14 protein-coding genes are annotated in these 18,791 nt (G+C 66.7%); 1 reads left to right on the top strand and 13 read right to left on the bottom strand.

All coding sequences use genetic code 11. From position 1 onward, the window contains the following. Position 1: 1 nt before the first annotated feature. The 7 genes from VPA02S_RS19545 to VPA02S_RS19575 form a co-directional block, all read right to left on the bottom strand. Complete coding sequence (locus VPA02S_RS19545) at positions 2-439, bottom strand: MaoC family dehydratase (RefSeq protein ID WP_062365249.1); 438 nt, start codon at positions 437-439, stop codon at positions 2-4. Further along, positions 432-2,084 carry an AMP-binding protein gene (locus VPA02S_RS19550; RefSeq protein ID WP_062365250.1) on the bottom strand — a complete coding sequence of 551 codons (1,653 nt, stop codon included), beginning with the start codon at positions 2,082-2,084 and terminating at the stop codon, positions 432-434. The genes VPA02S_RS19545 and VPA02S_RS19550 overlap by 8 nt, the downstream gene beginning before the upstream one ends. Then, complete coding sequence (locus VPA02S_RS19555; RefSeq protein WP_062365251.1) at positions 2,081-2,821, bottom strand: nitroreductase; 741 nt, start codon at positions 2,819-2,821, stop codon at positions 2,081-2,083. The genes VPA02S_RS19550 and VPA02S_RS19555 overlap by 4 nt, the downstream gene beginning before the upstream one ends. 135 nt (positions 2,822-2,956) lie before the next feature. Beyond that, positions 2,957-3,976, bottom strand: coding sequence for an AraC family transcriptional regulator (locus VPA02S_RS19560; protein ID WP_062365252.1), 1,020 nt, complete (start codon positions 3,974-3,976; stop codon positions 2,957-2,959). 517 nt (positions 3,977-4,493) lie between these two features. Further along, positions 4,494-5,018, bottom strand: a complete 525-nt coding sequence (gene lspA, locus VPA02S_RS19565) for a signal peptidase II (protein WP_015866247.1) — start codon at positions 5,016-5,018, stop codon at positions 4,494-4,496. Positions 5,019-5,206: 188 nt separating this feature from the next. Beyond that, a complete protein-coding gene (locus tag VPA02S_RS19570) occupies positions 5,207-5,533 on the bottom strand; it encodes an EthD family reductase (protein ID WP_015866248.1) in 327 nt (108 codons plus the stop codon). A gap of 60 nt (positions 5,534-5,593) precedes the next feature. Beyond that, the gene (locus VPA02S_RS19575) at positions 5,594-6,148 is read right to left on the bottom strand and encodes a carboxymuconolactone decarboxylase family protein (protein ID WP_015866249.1); all 555 of its coding nucleotides are present in this window, start codon (positions 6,146-6,148) and stop codon (positions 5,594-5,596) included. A gap of 72 nt (positions 6,149-6,220) precedes the next feature. Here VPA02S_RS19575 and VPA02S_RS19580 point away from each other — a divergent pair, with 72 nt between their 5' ends. Continuing rightward, a complete protein-coding gene (locus tag VPA02S_RS19580; protein WP_015866250.1) occupies positions 6,221-6,544 on the top strand; it encodes a winged helix-turn-helix transcriptional regulator in 324 nt (107 codons plus the stop codon). A 194-nt stretch (positions 6,545-6,738) separates the two neighbouring features. On the opposite strand, the gene VPA02S_RS19585 is transcribed toward VPA02S_RS19580, so the two are convergent. From VPA02S_RS19585 to VPA02S_RS19610, 6 genes are all read right to left on the bottom strand, one after another. After that, a complete protein-coding gene (locus VPA02S_RS19585; RefSeq protein ID WP_244883653.1) occupies positions 6,739-7,461 on the bottom strand; it encodes an alpha/beta hydrolase in 723 nt (240 codons plus the stop codon). A gap of 243 nt (positions 7,462-7,704) precedes the next feature. Continuing rightward, the gene (locus tag VPA02S_RS19590) at positions 7,705-10,278 is read right to left on the bottom strand and encodes a DUF5682 family protein (RefSeq protein ID WP_041945821.1); all 2,574 of its coding nucleotides are present in this window, start codon (positions 10,276-10,278) and stop codon (positions 7,705-7,707) included. After that, complete coding sequence (locus tag VPA02S_RS19595; RefSeq protein WP_062365253.1) at positions 10,269-11,390, bottom strand: ATP-binding protein; 1,122 nt, start codon at positions 11,388-11,390, stop codon at positions 10,269-10,271. Before VPA02S_RS19595 ends, VPA02S_RS19590 begins: the two co-directional genes overlap by 10 nt. Positions 11,391-11,433: 43 nt before the next feature. After that, positions 11,434-15,261 (bottom strand): DUF4132 domain-containing protein, encoded by a 3,828-nt coding sequence (locus VPA02S_RS19600; RefSeq protein WP_062365254.1) that lies wholly within the window; start codon positions 15,259-15,261, stop codon positions 11,434-11,436. 94 nt (positions 15,262-15,355) lie between these two features. Next, entirely contained in the window at positions 15,356-17,425 is a 2,070-nt protein-coding gene (locus VPA02S_RS19605) for an SWIM zinc finger family protein (protein ID WP_015866255.1), read from the bottom strand. Continuing rightward, complete coding sequence (locus VPA02S_RS19610) at positions 17,425-18,552, bottom strand: VWA domain-containing protein (RefSeq protein ID WP_015866256.1); 1,128 nt, start codon at positions 18,550-18,552, stop codon at positions 17,425-17,427. Before VPA02S_RS19610 ends, VPA02S_RS19605 begins: the two co-directional genes overlap by 1 nt. Between the last annotated feature and the right edge of the window lie 239 nt (positions 18,553-18,791).

Raw genomic sequence — 18,791 nt, forward strand, 5'->3', positions numbered from 1 at the left:
CTCACTCGGTCAGCAGGACGGTGCCGTGCGCGAGCACGCGGGTCCGGTCGTCCGATCCTTTCATGCATCCCTGCAGCTCGATGATGCTGCCGCCCCTCGGACGGGCCGCGATCGATGAAACGCTCCACTCGATCAGCACCGTCTCGCTCGCCAGCACCGGCCGCAGCAGATCGACGGAGAAGTTGATGCCCAGGACATTTCCCTTCTTCGCGAAATGCGTGGCGGTCAACCCCATCAGCAGCGAGGTGGTGTGCGTGCCGCTCGCGATCATTCCGCCGAAGCGCGTGCTTCTTGCGAACGCCGCATCGTGGTGCAGCGGGTTCTCGTCTCCCGCGGCCAGGGCGAATGCCCTGACCTGCTCTTCGTCGAAAGTGTGGGTTCGCGAGAAGCGGTAGCCGGGTTCGACAGGTGCACCGGCAGCCGGCTCGAACTCAACCATGGCGCGCGAGGCCGGTGATGGCCTCCCGGCTTCCGGCCTGCTCGCGCAGGCGGAACTTCTGGATCTTTCCCGTGGCGGTCTTCGGCAAGGGGGTGAAGATCACCCGGCGCGGACACTTGAAGTGGGCCAGCCGCTCCCGGCAGAACGAAATGATCTCCTGTTCGGAAGGCGCCGCAACGCCTGCCCTGAGCTCGATGAACACGCACGGCACCTCGCCCCATTTCTCGTCGGGCTGGGCAACCACGGCCGCATGCAGGACGGCCGGGTGCCCATGAACGACATCCTCGACCTCCACCGAAGAGATGTTCTCGCCGCCCGAAATGATCACGTCCTTCGAACGGTCGGTGATCTGCGCATAGCCGTTGCCATGCAGGACCGCCACGTCGCCGGTGCGGAACCAGCCGTTGGCGAGCGCCTTGCGCGTGGCCGCCTCGTTCTTGAAGTAGCCCATCATCACGGTGTTGCCGCGCAGCATGAGCTCCCCCGCGGTCTTGCCGTCGCGGGGAACCGGCGCCAGCGTGTCCGCATCGCCGACCATGAGGCCCTCGAACATGGCGGCACGCACGCCCTGGCGCACCCGCAGCTTGCCTTGCTCGGCGGGTGCAAGATCGTCCCAGCCGTCCTGCCACGCGCAACTCACCGGTGTGCCGCAAACCTCCGTGATGCCGAACACATGCTCCACGTCGAAGCCCATCGCGAGCACCGCGTTCAGCACGGCCAGCGGCGGAGGAGATCCCGCGGTCAGTACCCGCACGCTGCGGGACAGCCTGATGTTCTGCGCCGAATCCGAGAGCATGGCCATCACGACCGGCGCTGCGCAGAGATGATCGACCTGGTGCGTGTCGATGGCCTCCAGCACCGCTTCGGCGGACACCCGGCGCAGGCAGACGTGGGTCCCGGCAGCCGCCGTCACGGCCCAGGTGAAGCACCATCCGTTCGCGTGGAACATGGGCAGTGTCCACAGGTACTTCGGCGCCCGCGGCATCGCCCAGTTCGTGATCTGCAGCAGGCTCATCAGGTGGGTGCCACGGTGGCTGGCGACCACACCCTTCGGGTCTCCCGTCGTACCCGAGGTGTAGTTCAGTGCAATGGGCTGCCACTCATCGCTCGGCCAGCGGCCGGGGAACGCCGGATCGCCGCTTGCCAGCAGCGATTCATAGTCGGTCTCGCCGATGCGTTCGCCGGGCGGTGCGAGGTGGTCTTCGATGTCGATGACCGCGGGAGGGCTGGCGAGAAGCTTCAGGGCGGCGGCCACCGTCGCGGCGAACTCCCGGTCGACCATCAGCAATTTGCACTCGCCGTGGTGCAGGATGAACGCGATCCCTTCAGGGTCCAGCCGGTGGTTGATCGCGTTGAGCACGGCACCTGCCAGCGGCACGCCGAAGTGCGACTCCAGCATGGCCGGCGTGTTGGGCGCCAGCACCGACACGGTGTCGCCCGGCTGGACGCCCCTGGCCACCAGCGCCGACGCCAGGCGATGACAGCGCTCGCGCGTCTGCGCCCAGGTTCGCGTCAAGTCGCCGTGCACCACCGCCACGCGGTCCGGATGCGCCAGCGCGGCGCGGTCGAGAAAGCCGAGCGGCGTCAGCGGCACATGGTTGGCCTCGCAGCGGTCGAGCCCCTTTGCATAGGATTGCGCGCTCATGTCCTTGTCTCCTTCGTGGTGTCGTGGAACGCCGTGAATGCGGAAACCGGCTCCCGCTCGGTGACCAGCGAGTTCTCGATCGAGGACTCGTCGGCATAGCCCAGGCTCATGCCGCAGACGAGCATCTGGCGCGCGGGGATGTCCAGGAACTCGGCGATCTGGCGATGGAACTTCAGGAACGCGGCCTGCGGACAGGTGTGAAGGCCGCGGCCGCGTGCGGCGATCATCACGCTCTGCAGGAACATGCCGCAGTCCAGCAGGCTTCCTTCCTGCAGCGTGCGGTCGATCGTGAAGAACAAGCCCACGGGCGCATCGAAGAAGCGGTAGTTGCGCCCATGCTGCAGGTGCATGCGCTGCTTGTCGCCCTTGGCGATTCCAAGCAGACCATAGAGGTCCCAGCCCACCTTGCGGCGCCGCTCCAGGTAGGGGGAGAGCCATTCGCGCGGGTAGTAGTCGTAGGGCTCGAGCAGTTCCCCCGATCTGGCGGGATCGTCGTCGAACGCCGCGATCGCAGCGGACAGGCCGGCCTTCGCGGGCCCGGTCAGCACATGCACATGCCAGGGCTGCATGTTCATGCCGGAAGCGCTGTAGCGCGCGGTCGAGAGAATCGCTTCGATCTCTTGCTGCGGCACCGGCCTGGGCAAGTAGGCCCTGATGCTGCGCCGCGTGGCAATCGCCCAGTCGACGGCGCCTTGCAGCGCGTGCGCGTCCAGCGGCGGCGCCATCATTCGGTTCATTGCGGGTTTCCTCGTTGCCGGATTGCCGAGGAGCTTAGTTCCGCAAGCATTCGATGCCCATGTCCGCAGGCCTCGATCTGGCCGGGGCTTTCGGGCATGCGGTTGCCGCTTTGGCGGGCGCCGGGCGCCAGCGGCTCATTCCCGCGCGTGCGCGGAGGAGCGGTAGCTTCCGGGGCTCACGCCCGTCCATTTCTTGAAGGCGCGATGAAAGGCGCTGGGCTCCTGGAAGCCGGTGCGGGCGGCGACCTCGGCCACCGTCAGCGAGGCGCTCGACAGCAGGTCGATCGCGATGTCCCGCCGCAGATCGTCCTTCACGCGCTGATAGCTCAGCCCTTCCTGCTGCAATCGGCGCTGGAGCGTGGTGCCGGAGACGCAGAGCTCCTGCGCGAGCTTCTCCAGTTCGGGCCACGCATCGGGCATCTGGCTGCGCAACCGGTGCCGCACCTGTGCGCTGGTGCTCGAGTCATTGCGGTACTTGACCAGCAGGTTGGCGGGCGCTGCCCGCAGGAAGTTGTCGACGGTCTGCGGAGATTCCGCGATCTTCAGATCGAGCAGCTCGCTGGCGAAGGTGATGTGCGTGGTCTGTGCGTTGAACTTCACGTCCTCGCAGAAGCGCGTGCGGTAGTGGCTGTCATCGGCCGGAGGCGGGCAGCGGAACCGCATCTCGCGCAAGGGGATCCGCCGGTGCACGAGCCAGCATGCCAGCCCATGGACGAGGATGAACCAGGTGCCGTAGCCGAACAGCCGGCGCAGCACGCCACCGTCGTGCAGGATCACGCGCGCCTCATCGGCCGATCGCACCAGCTCTCCGCGAAAGTCGTCCAGGGTGGCGTGAAGAAACCGGAGGATCCGGCGCAGCGCGTGCTCCAGGTTCTCCGAGCTGACCGCCGCGCGCGTCATGAGCGCATAGCTTCCGCGGCGCAGCCCGTGGCTGTCCAGCCCGAAGAACTCGTCATCCATCAGGTCGGCCAGGGCCACCCACATGCGCGAATACGCAGCCGCCGAAATGCGCGCGCGCGGCGCGTTCAGCAGATCGCGGTCCAGCCTGGCGATCTCGAGCACGCCGCTGATGTCCATGTTCCTTAGCGCGGCGGCGCGAAGCGCCTCGTGCACGAGTTCAATGGAAACGGTGCCTTTCAGCCCTGCTGATTTCATGCGAACTCTCAAACAACGGGATGGAACACTAGCGGCGGGGCTTCCAGTTCGAAACGGCCTGAAGGAAGGCACGCGTTTCCGCGCATAGGCTCGGTGCGGCCCGGTGGCATGTAGCTGAGCTTCACGACCACCGTGCGAGTGGCCGGGTCGACGTACGTGAACTGAACCGGCAGACCCAGGGCATAGTACGCGCCGGTTTGCGGAAATGTCCACCATTGATAGCCATAGCCGCCGTTCGGCGAGTTGCTGCCGGGGCCGAAGTGGACGGAGTTTGCACGGTCATACGGGTGGAAGCCGGGGAGCTTTCAGGCGTTCGTTCGAAAAAGTGTACCGGCAGGCCGGTTCAGGCCACTGGCGAGTGGACCGCCTCGGCGAAAGCGCGGTGGTCGACCTTCTGTCCTGACGGCAACCCAGAGCGGGTTGCGCCGCGGGCTGCGAAGCGTTGTGTTTCTCTACTGGCTCAGCATCGAAGTACTGTTTGTCGAAGCCGACGACCTTCGAGTGGCAGGCGCCTGTTTCAAGCGGCTCGCGACCGCCTGATCTCAGCCAGGACCAGAAGCGCCGCGCCTGCAGTGATGGCGCAATCGGCCACGTTGAAGATGGCGAAGTCGTAGACCTCGCGCCAATGAAGATGGATGAAGTCGACCACGTGCCCCTGCCACGAGCGGTCAATCGCATTTCCCAGCGCGCCGCCGAGCACAAGTGCCAAGGCCGCCCTGAACAGCGGCGTCCCGCCGGGCTGCACCAGCAGTTTGAAGATGAACGCCGCCGCCGCGATGGCAAGTGCCGTAAACAGCCATCGCTGCCAGCCCGAGGCGTCAGCCAAGAAGGAGAAGGCAACGCCCCGGTTGTGCGCCAAGACGAGATCGGCAAAGGGCGTGATGGGAAGGATTTCGCCTCCGCGCAGGAATCGCGTGGCGAGCGACTTCGACACTTGGTCAAGCAGAACAACCGCGAAGGCAATGCCCAGATAGGGCGCCAGCCGGGCCGCCACGGCAGATATACCGTCGCGGTGCCTGTCAGCAGACACGATGATCGTCATGGGGGTTCCCGTTGATGTTGTGGGGCCGGGGCCCCTTGAGGTGCAAACACTCGTGCCGCCCCGACAGTCGATCGCCACCGGCGCGGTTCCAGGCGGTATTTTCCCGTATGAGCGCGAGCCGACGAGCGAGTTCCTCCAGTTATCAGATGCCAAGGAGGCACCTCGCGACAAATCTCGACCTGGTCCGTTTAACGATCGGACCGCTCGACGACGACCTCGCTTAACTGGACCACCGGCACGATGTCGGTGTAGTTGGCGATGTCGCCCCTGATCTCGGCGCCGTGCTCCTGGCTGGCGGCAAGGTAGCTTTCGGCCGAATCACAGATGAACGCGCACATCGCCACGAAGGCGGGCGGTGAACCGGGTGCTCGGCCGGCCAGGCCTTTTTCGACGGTGTAGTAGGCGCAGGCACTGCCCAGCCTGGCCTTCACCATCGGCATGTGCCGGTCGCGGTAGTAAGCGTGATCGAAGCGGGCGCCTTCGGTGTACGGGTACATCACTGTGACTTTGATCATTCGGTTCTCCTTGTCATCAGACATCCCACCGGTTTCAAGCGACAGGACGATCGAAGGGGCTTAGCTGCGGTAAGACGAGGGAAAGGTTGCCGAGCCTGGCTCGGCAGGCAAGCGCAGAGCGTTTGCCAGATAGCTGACGGTGCGATAGAAGCCTGCCAGCATGAGCAGCTCGAGAATGCCCTCGTCGCTGAACGCCGTCTTAAGCGACTGCCATAGGGCGTCGTCGACAGTGCAGTTGGAATGAAGCATGTCGCAAAGCTCTAACAGCAGCCTGTCCTCATCTTGCCAGCAGGTATCTCGCGGTTGTCCGGAGGCGAGCGAAAGGACTTGGGCTTCATCAAATCCGGCGTGCGATGCGAACAGTGCGATGTGGACGCCCCATTCGTACTCCGATTTACACAGCGCCGTGGTGCGCGTGATGACGAGTTCGCGCTGTCGCAAGGTTAGGTTTCCACGGTCAAGCAGCCCGCCCGCGAAAAACTTCTGGAAAAGGCGAGGGTCCCTCGCGAGCGTGGTAAACAGCACCAGAGGCGGTTTTCCACGCATGAGGCCTTCAAGCGAAGATTGGATGCCGGCGGGGAAAGGTGGCTCCGCAGGAGCGATACGAACAGTCATGGGTTGACCTCGAGCATCTGCTACATTTTCTAAAGCATTGCACTTTATCCACGTTGCTTTGAAAAGTAAAGCATGGCTGTTCTAAAGGTTGGCGCCCCTGTGCGCGGTTCAAGGACCGGCCGCCCCATCATGGTGGCTCTGGACCTACTGGGTCGAAGGTCCACGCTTCGGATTCTTTGGGAGCTCCGCGCGGAGCAGCTGACGTTTCGCGCTCTTCAGGAGGCCTGCGAGACAAACTCCAGCCTGTTGAACACGAGGCTCGCAGAGCTACGAGCGCTTGGTTTGGTTACGCACGACGAGGGAGGCTACGGACTCACCGATGAGGGGCGAAAGTTGAATGCAGCGCTGACGCCTTTGAGCGACTGGGCGCGTCAGTGGAAGCCCCCGGCGCGCTGAGTCGCGCGCCTTCAATGCGTGGGGTCTCGGGCGAAGCTAGAGGCGGGGTGTCGAGACCGGATGCATCGTCTTCGCGATCCGCGGGATTCGCATCACCCGCTTGAGGTTGTACGTAGCTCAAAAGTGGCGCAGGGTCGAAGCTGAAGTCTGGACTTATGCATGGGCCGGCAGTCGCATGTTGTTCCGAGGTCAGCTCACTTGAAAACCACGGCGAGTGCATCTTCGAAGGCCGGAAGATCGACGGCCACATGGGAGGTCGAATAGGTTTTCTCCACGATCTGGAAACCGGAGTAACCGCGTTGCAAGAGCTTTTGATAGACCGCATCGACCGGCTGATAGTTGCACTGGGTGGTATCGCCGCAGCGTGCAAGGATCAATGTTGCGGGAAGTGCCTTGTCTTTCCGCACCTCGTACATCTTCTGCTCATACGTATCAGTCTCCGCTTGCTGATATCCGTACGAACCGTCGAAGGAGAGGAAATGCGAAAAGGTGAGGGTGGTGCCGGCGCCTTCCAGAAAGAGGGCGTAGCCAGTCATGCTTCCGCTGAGTGAATGTCCTGTCAGGATTCGCTTCGTACTGTCCGCCCGATACTTCGATTCGATGAATGGGACGAGTTCCTTCGTCAGAAAGTCGTGGTACGGCACGGCGCCCGGAAAAGTGTAGTCCGTGCTTCGGCGCGATGTGCCCCCGATGCCGACCAGAACCGCATCGATGCCTTTGCGTTCAAGGATGCCCCTCAAGTTTTCGAATCGCCCGCTGGGCGCATTGACGGCGTCTCCGTCCAGGGCATAGATGACGGGATAGGCCTTGGTGCTCCCGCTATAGGACGCGGGGAAATAGATGGTTAGCTGGTAAGTCGCACCAGTCTCAGCCGATTTGATCGAATCGGAGATCGGGCGACCGGCCGCTGACGGCACTGCAGCGGGTTGCGTGGCCGATGGAAGCAGCGGAGCAACCGCACCACTGCCGCCTCCGCCCCCGCCTCCACCGCAAGCCGTCAGTCCAAGGACAAGCATCCATCCCACTATGAATAACAGTGAACTTTCTCGCATAAACGACGTTCCCACTCCTGTTGACAATCCCTGCGGCTGAATTCCAGTTCCGCGAGCGCCGAGATCAGTTGGGGCGCAAGGCTCGCCTGAGCGTCTGGAGATCGATGGTCATATCGCGCTTTCGATGTTGTTCTTCTTGTGCTCTGGGACCAGCCACGCGGCAAGCCCGTCTCGGCGCATGCACTCGGCCAGCGCGAGCTGCAGTCGCGCGCCTTCGTGCAGGTCTTGTTCGGTGGTTTCGTAGTGCATCTGGTTGAGCGCCTGGCCCTCTGTTTCGCCCATGCCATGCAGCGCGGCAATACGGCCGGCCAGGTCGGACGTCTCTTGCGGCTTGAGGCGCGTGAAGGCCTGCCGCAGATCGGGCAGATGCGCCACGAAAGCCTCGGCATCCCAGCCCTGCACCAGGCCGTCGAGGCCTTCGAGCAGCGCGGGCAGGCGCAGCAGCAGTTCAGGCGCCGCGGCCATCACCCCGTTGAGAAAACGTACCGCCTCGCGCGGCTCTGCGCCCGCGCCGAAGCGTTGCCGCACCACGGTGTCGAGTGCGTTCTCGTCCCAGTGTCCATCGAGGTACAGCAGGGCCGAAGCAGCGCCGGCCACCGCGGGCGCGGCCGACGCACCGGTCGCGAATCGTTCGAGTTGCGTACGCAGCAGGTCGAGGTCGATGGCGCCGTCACCGGCTTCTCCCGGTTCGCCTTGGAGCGAGGCCAGCAGGCGCCCAAGCTCGCGCAGTGAAAGCAGTTGCTTCACCGCGCCCGCCTCACCTTCTTCCGGGCACCCGCCCACATCGGGCAGCAGGAACAGCGCCGCGGGCCACACACGCTCCAGCAGGCTGCGCAGCTGCGGATGCTGCTGCACGCCCAGCGGCTCCCGCGCACGCCAGAGCGTGACGAGCCGATGCCCGCACTCGACCACCGAGCCGAGCGAGGCATCTTCGTCGAGGTGGGTGGAAAGCATCGAGAGCAGCTGGGGCAGCCGCGACTGCAGCCCGATCAGGCAGGCGCGCAGCAACAGCGCCACGGCCGCGCTCGCGCTGCGTCCGCGGCCCTCGTCGGACAGAGCGATCTCTTCCTTGCGCAGCTTGGCCATGCAGACGGCCTCCACGCTGGCGCCATCGCCCGCCAGTTCAATCAGCCGCGCCTCCACCAGCGGCGACCAGGCGGCGCGCCACTCTTCGAACAGCAAATGCAAACGGCTGTTGCCAAGAAAATCCGGTCCCGCGAGCCAGGTGCCGAGCCCCGTGTCGAGGTATGTCATGGCATGGAAGAAGCGGCTGCGCTCGCGGTGCGAAGGCTTGCGATAGAGATCCAGCCGCGCGATGCGCGCGGTACTGTCGTCCAGGCGCACGCCGGCCTGGCGGGCGAGCCTGCGCGCGTCCTCGATCAGCGGCGGCGAGCCTGCCGAAGGCGGCACGTCGCCGATGCGCGTGCCGCTCAAGAAGTTGCGCAGGTCGGCGGTAAAGCCGCGCGTTCCTTCGTCGATGGCGCCTTTGATGAAGCAGGAGCGGATGGCATCGAGCAGGTCTTGCCGGCCCGGACCGGCATTGCCGCGCAGCGCCGCGAGCCGCATGGCCTGCGCGGCGGCGGCCTGCACCAGTGCTGTAGACACCGCATCGGCATCGTCCTGCGCGCGGGTCTGGCGCGCAAAGCGGGTCAGGCTGTCGAGCGCCACTGCGGTGAAGGGGTCGGCCTCGCCGGCCTCGAGGCGTTCCCACACCTGCTGGTAATAGCCGGGCGACGGCATGCCCGAGGCATAGCCGTTGAGCGCGTCGAGCCGCTCGAAGCTGTAGCGGATCAGCCATGCGTTGTCGGGTGCGTCCTGGCCGGCGGGCGCCTTCGAGGGCTTGGCCTCTTGCCACTGGTTGACCAGCTCGAGCGTGTGGAAGCCGCCGGTGACGACCACGATCGGCCCCTCGACCTCGTTGCGCCAGCGACGGATGTGCGCCGCCATGTGGCGCTCCCGCGGCAGGCTCAGCTCGGCCTCGAGCACCTCGGGCTCGTAGTCGAGCCGCGCCATGGCGCACCAGCTGAACACGTCGGAAAAGAAGGCGCGCCAGTGGCCGAGAGCGGCCGACGTGCGCAGTTCGAACAATCGGTCCCACAGCTCCTGGTGGTCGACGCAGCCGAGCCGGGCGGCCATGGCGTTGAGGTAGCGGCTGTGCGCGAAATGGCGCTCTTCCATCAGGCTGCGCGCGGCGTCGCGTGCATCGCCTTCGTCGCCCTCGCCCTCGTCGCCTTCGTCGCGATGCCAGGCCTTGTCGCTCCAGGGAAGATCGATCAGCCCCAGGCGCGCGCCCAGCGCTGCGCCTTCGCGCACCGCAATCCACTCGGGGCTGTAGTCGCAAAACGGAAAGAACGACGTGCGCGATTCCGTGCGCGTCTTCTCTTCCGAGTCGGGGTCATCGACCGGAGCCTGCCGGGTGCTTTGGCACAGCCATGCAACGGGGGCGGTGGTTTGCGGGTGCTGCAGCAGCGGCAGCAGTGCGTTCAGGTCGTCCGGTCCTTCAATCAGCACAGCCGCCGGCCTGACCTCGCGCAGCAGCGCCCTCAATGCGAATGCACAGGCCGGGCTGTGGTGCCTCACGGGCACGAAGAACACGCCCTCGCCGTCCTCGCCGAACAGCCGGCCGCGCGCGGCCTCCAGCCCGGCAGGCAGAACGCTGCCGGCTTCTGCAACTACTGCCACAGCGCGCGCGTCGCGTCGTGAAAGGTCTTCCATTGCGCGTCGCGCTTGCCGCGTTCGCGCACGACGGTGTCGAAGTAGTGGCGCACGCGCTTCACATCGTCGGTGCTGTCCTTCAACACCACGCCTTGCAGCTGGCCCGCGATCTCGCGCACGGTGAGCCGGCCGCCGTTGAAATGGCGCGCTTGCAGGGCCGCCGCATAAGCCACGTTCACGGCCTCGGCCGTGGACATCACGGCATCGAGGCCCTTGATGGCGGTGCCGTCCTGCGTCTGGCCCGCGCGCAACTCCTGGAAGGTGGTAACCAGCAGCGCCACCACGTCGCGCGGCACATCGACCGGCGACTCGCCGCCACCGTCGAGTTCGCGCTTCAACTGGGCCATCACCAGTTCGACTTCGAACGAATGGTCCCGGATGGGCTTGACCGTTTCGAAGTTGAACCGACGCTTCAAAGCGGACGACATCTCGTGCACACCGCGGTCGCGCAGGTTGGCCGTGCCAATGATGTTGAAGCCGCGCTGGGCATAGAGCCGGGCATCGTCGCCCAGTTCTGGAATCATGAGTTGCTTGTCGCTCATCAACGAAATCAGCACGTCCTGGATCTCGGGCGGGCAGCGCGTGATTTCCTCGAAGCGCACCAGCTTGCCCGCACGCATGGCCTGGTAGAGCGCAGAAGGCACCAGCGCGCGCTGGCTCGGCCCCTCGGCCAGCAGCAGTGCGTAGTTCCAGCTGTACTTGATGTGGTCTTCGGTGGTGCCGGCGGTGCCCTGCACCGTGAGGCCCGAATCACCGCTGACGGCGGCTGCAAGCAGTTCCGAGAGCAGCGACTTCGCGGTGCCCGGCTCGCCCACCAGCATGAGGCCCTGGTGGCCCATGAGCGTCACGATGGCGCGGTCGACCAGCGGATCGTCGCCGTAGAACTTGCGGCTCACCTGCAGCTTCTCGTCGCCGAGGATGAAGCGCCGCACCGCGCGCGGCGAGAGCTTCCATCCGGTGGGTCGTGCATCAGTGTCGGCCGCGTGCAGCCGCGCGAGCTCGTCCGCATAGCGCGCCTCGGGGGCAAGGCGCACGGCCTGGGTCGCGGGGGAAGGAGACGGTGATGTGCCGGTGCTCATGATGATGTTGCTGCTGGTTTTTCTGCGGGTCGGCGCGGCGGGCTTACCACGGCATCTTCTTTTCCCAGCCCGCGTCGAACCCGGCGCAGGCCTGGGCAATGGCCAGGTAGTCGGCATAGGCCTCGGCCAGCAGCACCGGCGGCACGCTCGACAGCGGCAGCGCCCGGTCGCTGTAGCCGCGGGTCTTCATGTCCTCGAAGCCCAGCGTCTTGAGCGCCGCGGGCACGTTCTCCTCCGGCAGGGTGTTGCCCGAGAACTCGATGGCCACGCGCACGCCGGCCGACGAGAACTCCTTGGTGTACTGGTAGAAGAAGCCGCCGTCCTCGGCCTGCGCGCGCTGGTAGCCGAGCTTGGCAAAGCTGCCGCGCAGCGTGAAGGTGTCGCTGATCCAGCCCAGCCGGTCGTTGATTTCGCTCACCGGCTGGCCCTTGTCGTCGATGAACGCGACCGCCGGCGGCTTGCGCGTCATCTGCGCGAAGAGCGGCACCAGCTTGTAGTCCTTGAAGTGCCTGTTCCACGCGGCCGCTGTGCCTTCGTCGACCAGCGAAGCGTGGCCCAGGCGCAACTGGCTGTCGGCCGCAAGCTCGACCTCGTCGTCCTGCGTGTCGATCAGGCTGCCGTCCTCGGTGGGCCGGAAGCTGCCGCGCACCGCGCCTTCCGCATCCAGTTCGAGCCACACGAGCCGCTGTATCAGCCGCCCGGCAATCGGGTGCCGGTGCAGGTATTCGCGCCACTCGGCCTGCGGCCAGATGCGGCCGGTGCACATGGCTTCGAACAGGCGCGCGGTCTGCAGGTCGATGACCTGCTTGAGCTCTTTCCTGCTGGTCGAGAACTGGGCCTTCGCATCCCTGATGAGCACGGGGTCGTCGTTCTGGCGCGGCTCGGGCAGGGCCTTGACGATCTTGCCTTCGGGGTTGCGCAGTTCGGGCTTCATCGCGGCGTCGAGCACCACGGTGAAGATGCGGTCGCCGTACGCGAGCTCGAGCTTGCCGGTGTCGTCCAGGCCCGCGGTGGGAATGGTGCGGTCGGCGAGCTGGTCCTGCGTCCAGCCGTTGCGGTCGGCAATCTGCTGCACCAGAGCGCGCGCCTTCTCCTGGACCGAGGCGGTGCGGTAGCGGCGCGATATGCCCAGCAGCAACTGGATCACCACCGGGTCGTTGCCCGGTGCCACGCCTTCGAGCATGGCTTCGATCTGCGAGCGGCGCTGGTAATGGTCGCGCATGTACTGCTGCAGCAGCGTGACGACCTCGTGCCCCGGCGCATGGGCGGTCAGGGCAAGCGTGCCTTTTTCGCCGATCGCGCTGCCGAGGTATTCGCTCATCTTCTCGCGCTTGCACTCCTCGAAGACCTGCTCCTGCGTCTTCTGGAAGTCGGCTTCGTAGTACTGCTTGTGCTCGGCCTTCGCGTTCTGGTAGCGCTGCTGGTTGCCCTGGTAGCGCTGCGGTGCATGGGCGTTGGCATGCGCAATGCCTTCGTCGAGCGTGGGATGGCGCGTGTCGTGTGCAATGAACTGGCGCAGCACCAGGCTGCCGACGGCCTGGCGGCTGGCGGCATCGAGCAGGCCAAGGTAGCGCGTGAGCAGCGCATTGCCGCCCGGCTCCTTGAGCTTGCAGGCGAGCACCACCCACCAGCGCACGATCTCGGGTTCTACCGGGCTGCCGTCCAGCCATTTGCAGGCGGGCAGCGCGTCCAGGGAGAACCACGCAAGGCCCGCCGGAGGCTTGGCCTTCAGGCCCTTCTTCGCCTCGGCCAGAAGAATCGCCGGTGCCAGACGCGCGGAGATGTCGTCGCCCAGCGCCTCGAGCGCCGTGAGGCAGGCCGCGCGCACGGTCTCGCGGGCTTCCTTCTCGAGCGCCTTGGTGATGGCGGGCACGGCCTCGGCGTACTTGAGCTCGGCCAGCCAGTTGGCGGCCTCGATGCGCACCTCGCTCTTGGTGGCGCCGAGCGACTCGACCACGCGCCGGCCGATGTCGGGCAGCATCGACAGTGCCTTCTGCGCGGCTGCGCGGTGCGTCTTGCCTTCGCCGAGGGCCAATTCCATCACCCGCGGCAGCCAACGTGCCTGCACGGTCGGAAAGACCGCCAGCGTGCGCAGCGTGGCGTTCAGGTCGAGCTGGGTCTGGCGGCCTTCGCGCTTTGGCGGCGCGACAAGGCCCAGGCCTTCGTCGATGTACTCCGGGTGCTCCGCGAAGAAGGGCCACACGCGGTCGGCCGGCAGCACGTCCACCGCCGAGGCCTGGTTCCAGTATGGAAAGAGCGCGGTGTGCGCCACATCGTCGATCGGCATGCCGGAGCGCTTGAGCAGCTCGGCCAGCGCGCGCAGGTCGACCGAGCCCACGGGCTGGCGGCCGAGCCACTTGTGAAAGCCGTCGTCGAACCAGAAGCTGGTCCAGTGGCGCGACACGGCCAGCCAGCGGATCAGGTGCGGCATGCCGAACCCCGGCATCGACTGCAGGCGATTGCCGAAACCCACGACCTGCTGCAGCTGGCCGTTCTTCGCGCGGTTCTGGTCGTTCTTGCTGCCCTGCCCGTTGAGCACGCGCACGGCCACGCGCATGTCCTCGTCGGTGAGCTTCTTGTGGGCGGCGTAGTTGTCCTGGCGCCACTTGTACCTGTAGGTCTGCTTGGAGGCCTTGTTCTCCTCGATCTCGGCCTCGGCCGCGACGCGGTTCTTCTCGAGCAGCTCGATGCGGTTGGCAATGAGCAACTGCACCGCCTCTTCACCCAGCGGAATGTCCTCGAAGGGTTGCCAGGCCGGCGGCTCGGGCAATTCGAGCTCGCCCGCGTCGCCCGCGGCGTCGAGCCGCGACATGGCCGAGCGGATGGCCTGCTGCACGGCCTTGCTGGTCTCGGTGCCGGCCGCCACGTCGAGCAGCGCGCGCGCGGCGCCACCCGGCAGGCGCGCAAGCAGTTCGGCGGCCTGCGTGCGCTGGGTGGTGTCGCCGTCTTTGAGCAGTTGCCCCAGGAGTTCGAGCCGCTGCGCCTCGGCAATGCCCTCGAGGTGCGGCGTCGCCTCGGCGCGCACTGTCTTGCTGCCGTCGATGGCCAGGCGCAGGAACAGCGGCGCAAAGTCGTTCAAAAGCGCCTTGTCCTTGCCGATGCGCCTGGCCAGCAGAACGCGGCCCGCGGCCGACAGCTTTGCGGGCAACGCCTCGGTGGCGTCGCGCTGGCTGCGCATGTAGTCGGCAACGGCAGGGGCCTCGACCAGCCCGTCGAGCCGGTCGTGGTACCAGCTGTCCAGTCCCTTGCGCTCGAAGACCTCTTGCAGGGCGATATGCGGATCGAGTCCTTCGTGCGCGAGCAAGGCTGCAATGAGATGCACGTTCCACGCGGGCCGGTGCTTGGCGAGATCGCGCTCGGCAGCGTTGCTGGAGCTGCTCTTGTTGAAGCTCGCGAACACCGCGTCGTTGATGAGGTACTGAAGCCAGTCGGGCACCGGCGCGCCGGGATGCTCGAGCGACTGTCCGCCGTCGGCCGCCGCAAGCAGCTTGCCCAGTCGCACCAGCACGTCGAGCGCAGGAGCACTGGCATCCACGCTGGCGTAGAAGCGGCCACGCTGCTCGAGGCTCTGGTTGCCGATCTTCTCCAGCGCCTTGTTCTGGTGGTTGCTGTAACCCCAACGCAGGCGGCCGGGGGCTCCGAGCAACTGACCTGGCTCGAAGGACTTGGCAGCCTGCAGGTCGAGCAGCACGGTTTCCTGCGTGCCGTCGACCAGGAACGCGGCGCCCTTTTGGGGCAGCTCCTTGCCTGCTTTTTCGAGCGGCTCGAAGGCCTGCTTCAACAGCTGCGCCTGCTCGCGCGTCAAGCCGTTGGCGGCTGCGGTGCCGGCGCTGCCCGTGACGGCGCCCAAGATCCTGTCCAGAAATCCCATGCGTTCTCCTCGTTCTCCTGGGCGCTGATTTTGGCAGTTGGACGTGACGCTTCGGCCAGTTCGCGGCCTGCAGAAACAACTGAAGTCAAAGGTTCTAAGCCGGCTGCGCTTTCCTTTGCTCCGGCAAGCCGTCAAGTTCGCCAAGCAATTGGCACAGAAAGCCCAGCTTCAGCAACGGTACCGCGGCCGGCGCAGCGAGGTGCGCACGCAGCGCACTCGACAGCACCTCCAGGCCGACAGAGTCCGCGCGGTCGAGTGCATCGTGCAGGCGCTGCCGCTGCGCCGCGGTCAATGCCATGCGCCCGGTGGCGGCCTGCGTCTCGGCCACTTCTGTCAGGGGAGCGAGCAGGCGCGCCGCCAGCGTGGGCGCACCCACGGGCGCCGCCTGCCGCTGCTGCTGCCGCGCCTCGAGCATGCGCAGGATGCGGTTGGCGAGCGACGTCGTGCGCGCGGCCTCGTCGGCAAAGTCGAGCGACACCGTTTGCAGCGCCTTCTTCGCGTTGCTGCTCAGCACGGCGAGGGGCATGAGTTCGGTGCTCGCGGCAGAGCGCTCGATGCGCACCAGCACCGCATGCACCGGGGCACGGCGCGCGGCGAGGCGGTCGAGGTTGTCGACGCGCTGCCGGTGCTCCGGGCCAACGGGGATGCCAAGCCGCAGCCACCGGCCCGCGTCGTCCTGCACCAGCCAGTCGAGGCGCTGCTGTGCTTCGTCGAGCACCGGCGGGCGCGTGTCCGATGGCCGCAGCAGCACGGCATCGAAAGGCTCGGCCGAAAGGCCGGTGGCGGCGCGCAGGCGCACGCCCAGTTCGGACCAGTTGCCGCAGCCGATCGACTTCAGGCGCGGGTCGTCGGCCGTCCACGCAGGCAGGGGCTGGGCACGCGTGGCGCCGCCGAGCGCCAGGCGGCCGTCTTCGGCAAGGCGGGGGTGTTCGAGGCGCAGGGCCGCTTCGCACACGCTCTGCGCGGCGCCCGCGCCGGACCACAGCGCGTTGGCAGACCATGCGCTGCTGCGCGTGAAGGCGGTGTCGCTTCCGTCGGGCCGTGCGAGCGAGGCCTGCAGCACGCGCGCACCCGCCAGGTCCCAGAACGCCACGGTGAGCCCGCGCGCGCCGCCGCGCGTCTGCCACCAGTGCGCACCGAGCGGCAGCAGGTCGAGTGCGGCCGATTCGTCGAAGTCGCGCTGGAGCCGGCCGCGCAGTGCCACGGCGAGTTCACCCTCGGCCCGCGCGAGCGCAGCGCACAGCGCATGGATGCGCGCCATGAGCGCGAAGGCGTCGCGCTCCTCGGCGCGGTGGTCGCGCCGCACCAGCAGATCGACCGTGCCGCCAAGGTTGCGCAGCAAGGCGGCCAGGCGCGGCAAGCCCTCGCCGCGCGCGGACATGTTGAGTGCCAGGAGGCGCGCCGACGTCAACTCGCTCACGTGCGAGAGGCCGCCAGTGAGCAGTTCTTCCAGCATCGACTCCACCTGCAGCAGGAACGCGCGCTCTCGCTCGCCGAGGCGCACGGTGTCTTCGACCGGCGCGGGCCGCGCGCTCTCGGGCCATGCGAAGGGCTGCCCGTGCGCGCTGCGCAGCGCGGCAATGGCGATCAGGTGCACCGCCTTGCGTTCCGCGGCAGGCACCTCGGACACCATGCCCGCATAGCCCGCGCCCGCCACCCAGCGGCAGGAGGCGCCGAGCTCGGGCAAATTCATGATGAGCGCGCCGCCTTGCACCCGCCATTCGACGACGCTGCTGGCGGCGGCTGCGGCGCGGCGCACGGCCGCCACGCCCGCGGCCTTGAAAAGCGCCGCGGCATCGAGCGCGAGGATTTCCGCGAGCGGGTCGGCACCGGGCGGTGCCTGTCTGTCTTGCTGCTCGTCTGAAGGCGCGCCGCCTGCGCTGCCTGGCGCGGCCGGCTCCAATGCACGCAGCCACAGCGCCGCGCCAAGTATGTGCTTGCAGATGCCCGGTGCCGGGCAGTCGCAGCGCGCCTGCTGCGGGCCGCGTGCATCGAGCTGCACGCGCTGGCCGTCGGCCGTCACCACCCCAGCTTCGGTGCCCTGCTCTGCCCATGCGATCTTGCCCGCCTCGACGTCCTTTGCGGCACGCCGAAGCAAGCCAGGGTTGGCGAGCGTGGCCAGCGTGTCGTCGTCGTAGGCGCGATAGCCGTCGTGCCAGGCCATCAGTTCATCACTTCCGCGAGCCACTGCGCGAAATGCGTGGGCGTGAGGGCCGCAACGTGCATGCCTTTGTCGGCCAGGCGCTGCGCCATTTGCCGGTCGTACACGGGGTTGGCCGATTCGTCCAGCGCGGCCAGCCCGAGCAGCTTGACGCGCGACTGTGCCATGCGCTGCACCGCGGCCAGGAGCGGCCCGGGCGCGGCGCCTTCCATGAAGTCGCTGATGAGCGCAAACACCGTGCGTTGCGGGTTGCCCACCAGCGACTCGCAATACGCCACCGCACGGCCGATGTCGGTACCGCCGCCGAGTTGCACCGTGAGCAGCACCTCGACCGGATCGTGCGCCAGGTGCGTGAGGTCGACCACGCTGGTGTCGAACACCACCAGCTTCACTCGCACCGCGGGCAGCGAGCTCATGATGCCGGCAATGACGGCGCTGTAGATCACCGAATCCATCATCGAGCCGCTCTGGTCGACGCAAAGCACCACGTCCCAGGGCAGGTTGCGCTTCACGCGCGCATTGAAGCGCGGATGCTCGATGACGATTTGCTTGCGCTCCACGTCGTAATGCTTGAGGTTGGCCGCGATGGTGGCGCGCGCATCGAAGTTCTGTGCGCTCTTGATGTGCGAGCGCCGCATGCGGTTGCGCCGGCCGACGAGCGCGTTGACAAAGTCGTTCCTGAGCTTGCGCGTGATCTCGTCGACGGTTTTCTGGATCACCTCGCGCACCGCGTCGCGCATCTGGCCCGACAGCCGCCCGCGCATGCCCAGCAGTGCCTTGGCGAGGCCGGGCGTGGCGTCGAGCGAGCGCAGCACCGCCGGGTCGGAGAGCAGGTCGGTCAGCTGGTAGCGATCGATCGCCTGCGTCTGCATGCGCTCGAAGACCTCTTGCGGAAAGAGACTCCGCGATCGGTTGAGCCAGTCGACCGCGCGCAACTGGCTTGGGTCGAGCGAACCCGGCCCGCCGCTCGGCCGGGCCAGGCCGCGGCCTTCGTATTCGCGGCCGTAGAGATATTCGAGCGCCTGGTCGAGCTTCCAGTCGCCCGCCGAGAACTGCGTTTGCGACAGAGGTTGCGCCGCATAGCGGCCGAGGATCAGGCGCCAGCGGCGCAGGGTTTCTTCGGACGACATGCGCAATGCGTTCGCAAGGACGGGTGGAAGGAACGGTCGGGGAGAGGAGCGCCGGCAGCTTATCAGACGGCAGCGCGTGTCATGCTCACGCCGTCCTTGTCTCTTCCTAATGACCAGGTTTTGCGGGAGCGGCGGCAGAAACGGGCATGTACGACTCGTTGCTGCCCTTGAAACAGTGCAGGCAACGCGAGCGACAAAGGCGCCGAGCGTGTCGCCGTCACCAACAGCGTTGGGGCCAC

Origin of the sequence: Variovorax paradoxus NBRC 15149, assembly GCF_001591365.1 — a bacterium.
In the GTDB taxonomy this organism is placed as follows: domain Bacteria; phylum Pseudomonadota; class Gammaproteobacteria; order Burkholderiales; family Burkholderiaceae_C; genus Variovorax; species Variovorax paradoxus.

What these genes read in the sequence shown, in the direction of transcription:
- VPA02S_RS19600 (WP_062365254.1), bottom strand. Translation starts at nt 15,261, where the DNA reads ATGGGATTTCTGGACAGGATCTTGGGCGCCGTCACGGGCAGCGCCGGC.
- VPA02S_RS19575 (WP_015866249.1), bottom strand. Translation starts at nt 6,148, where the DNA reads ATGACTGTTCGTATCGCTCCTGCGGAGCCACCTTTCCCCGCCGGCATC.
- VPA02S_RS19555 (WP_062365251.1), bottom strand. Translation starts at nt 2,821, where the DNA reads ATGAACCGAATGATGGCGCCGCCGCTGGACGCGCACGCGCTGCAAGGC.
- VPA02S_RS19545 (WP_062365249.1), bottom strand. Translation starts at nt 439, where the DNA reads ATGGTTGAGTTCGAGCCGGCTGCCGGTGCACCTGTCGAACCCGGCTAC.
- VPA02S_RS19550 (WP_062365250.1), bottom strand. Translation starts at nt 2,084, where the DNA reads ATGAGCGCGCAATCCTATGCAAAGGGGCTCGACCGCTGCGAGGCCAAC.
- VPA02S_RS19560 (WP_062365252.1), bottom strand. Translation starts at nt 3,976, where the DNA reads ATGAAATCAGCAGGGCTGAAAGGCACCGTTTCCATTGAACTCGTGCAC.
- VPA02S_RS19595 (WP_062365253.1), bottom strand. Translation starts at nt 11,390, where the DNA reads ATGAGCACCGGCACATCACCGTCTCCTTCCCCCGCGACCCAGGCCGTG.
- lspA (WP_015866247.1), bottom strand. Translation starts at nt 5,018, where the DNA reads ATGACGATCATCGTGTCTGCTGACAGGCACCGCGACGGTATATCTGCC.
- VPA02S_RS19610 (WP_015866256.1), bottom strand. Translation starts at nt 18,552, where the DNA reads ATGTCGTCCGAAGAAACCCTGCGCCGCTGGCGCCTGATCCTCGGCCGC.
- VPA02S_RS19580 (WP_015866250.1), top strand. Translation starts at nt 6,221, where the DNA reads ATGGCTGTTCTAAAGGTTGGCGCCCCTGTGCGCGGTTCAAGGACCGGC.
- VPA02S_RS19605 (WP_015866255.1), bottom strand. Translation starts at nt 17,425, where the DNA reads ATGGCCTGGCACGACGGCTATCGCGCCTACGACGACGACACGCTGGCC.
- VPA02S_RS19570 (WP_015866248.1), bottom strand. Translation starts at nt 5,533, where the DNA reads ATGATCAAAGTCACAGTGATGTACCCGTACACCGAAGGCGCCCGCTTC.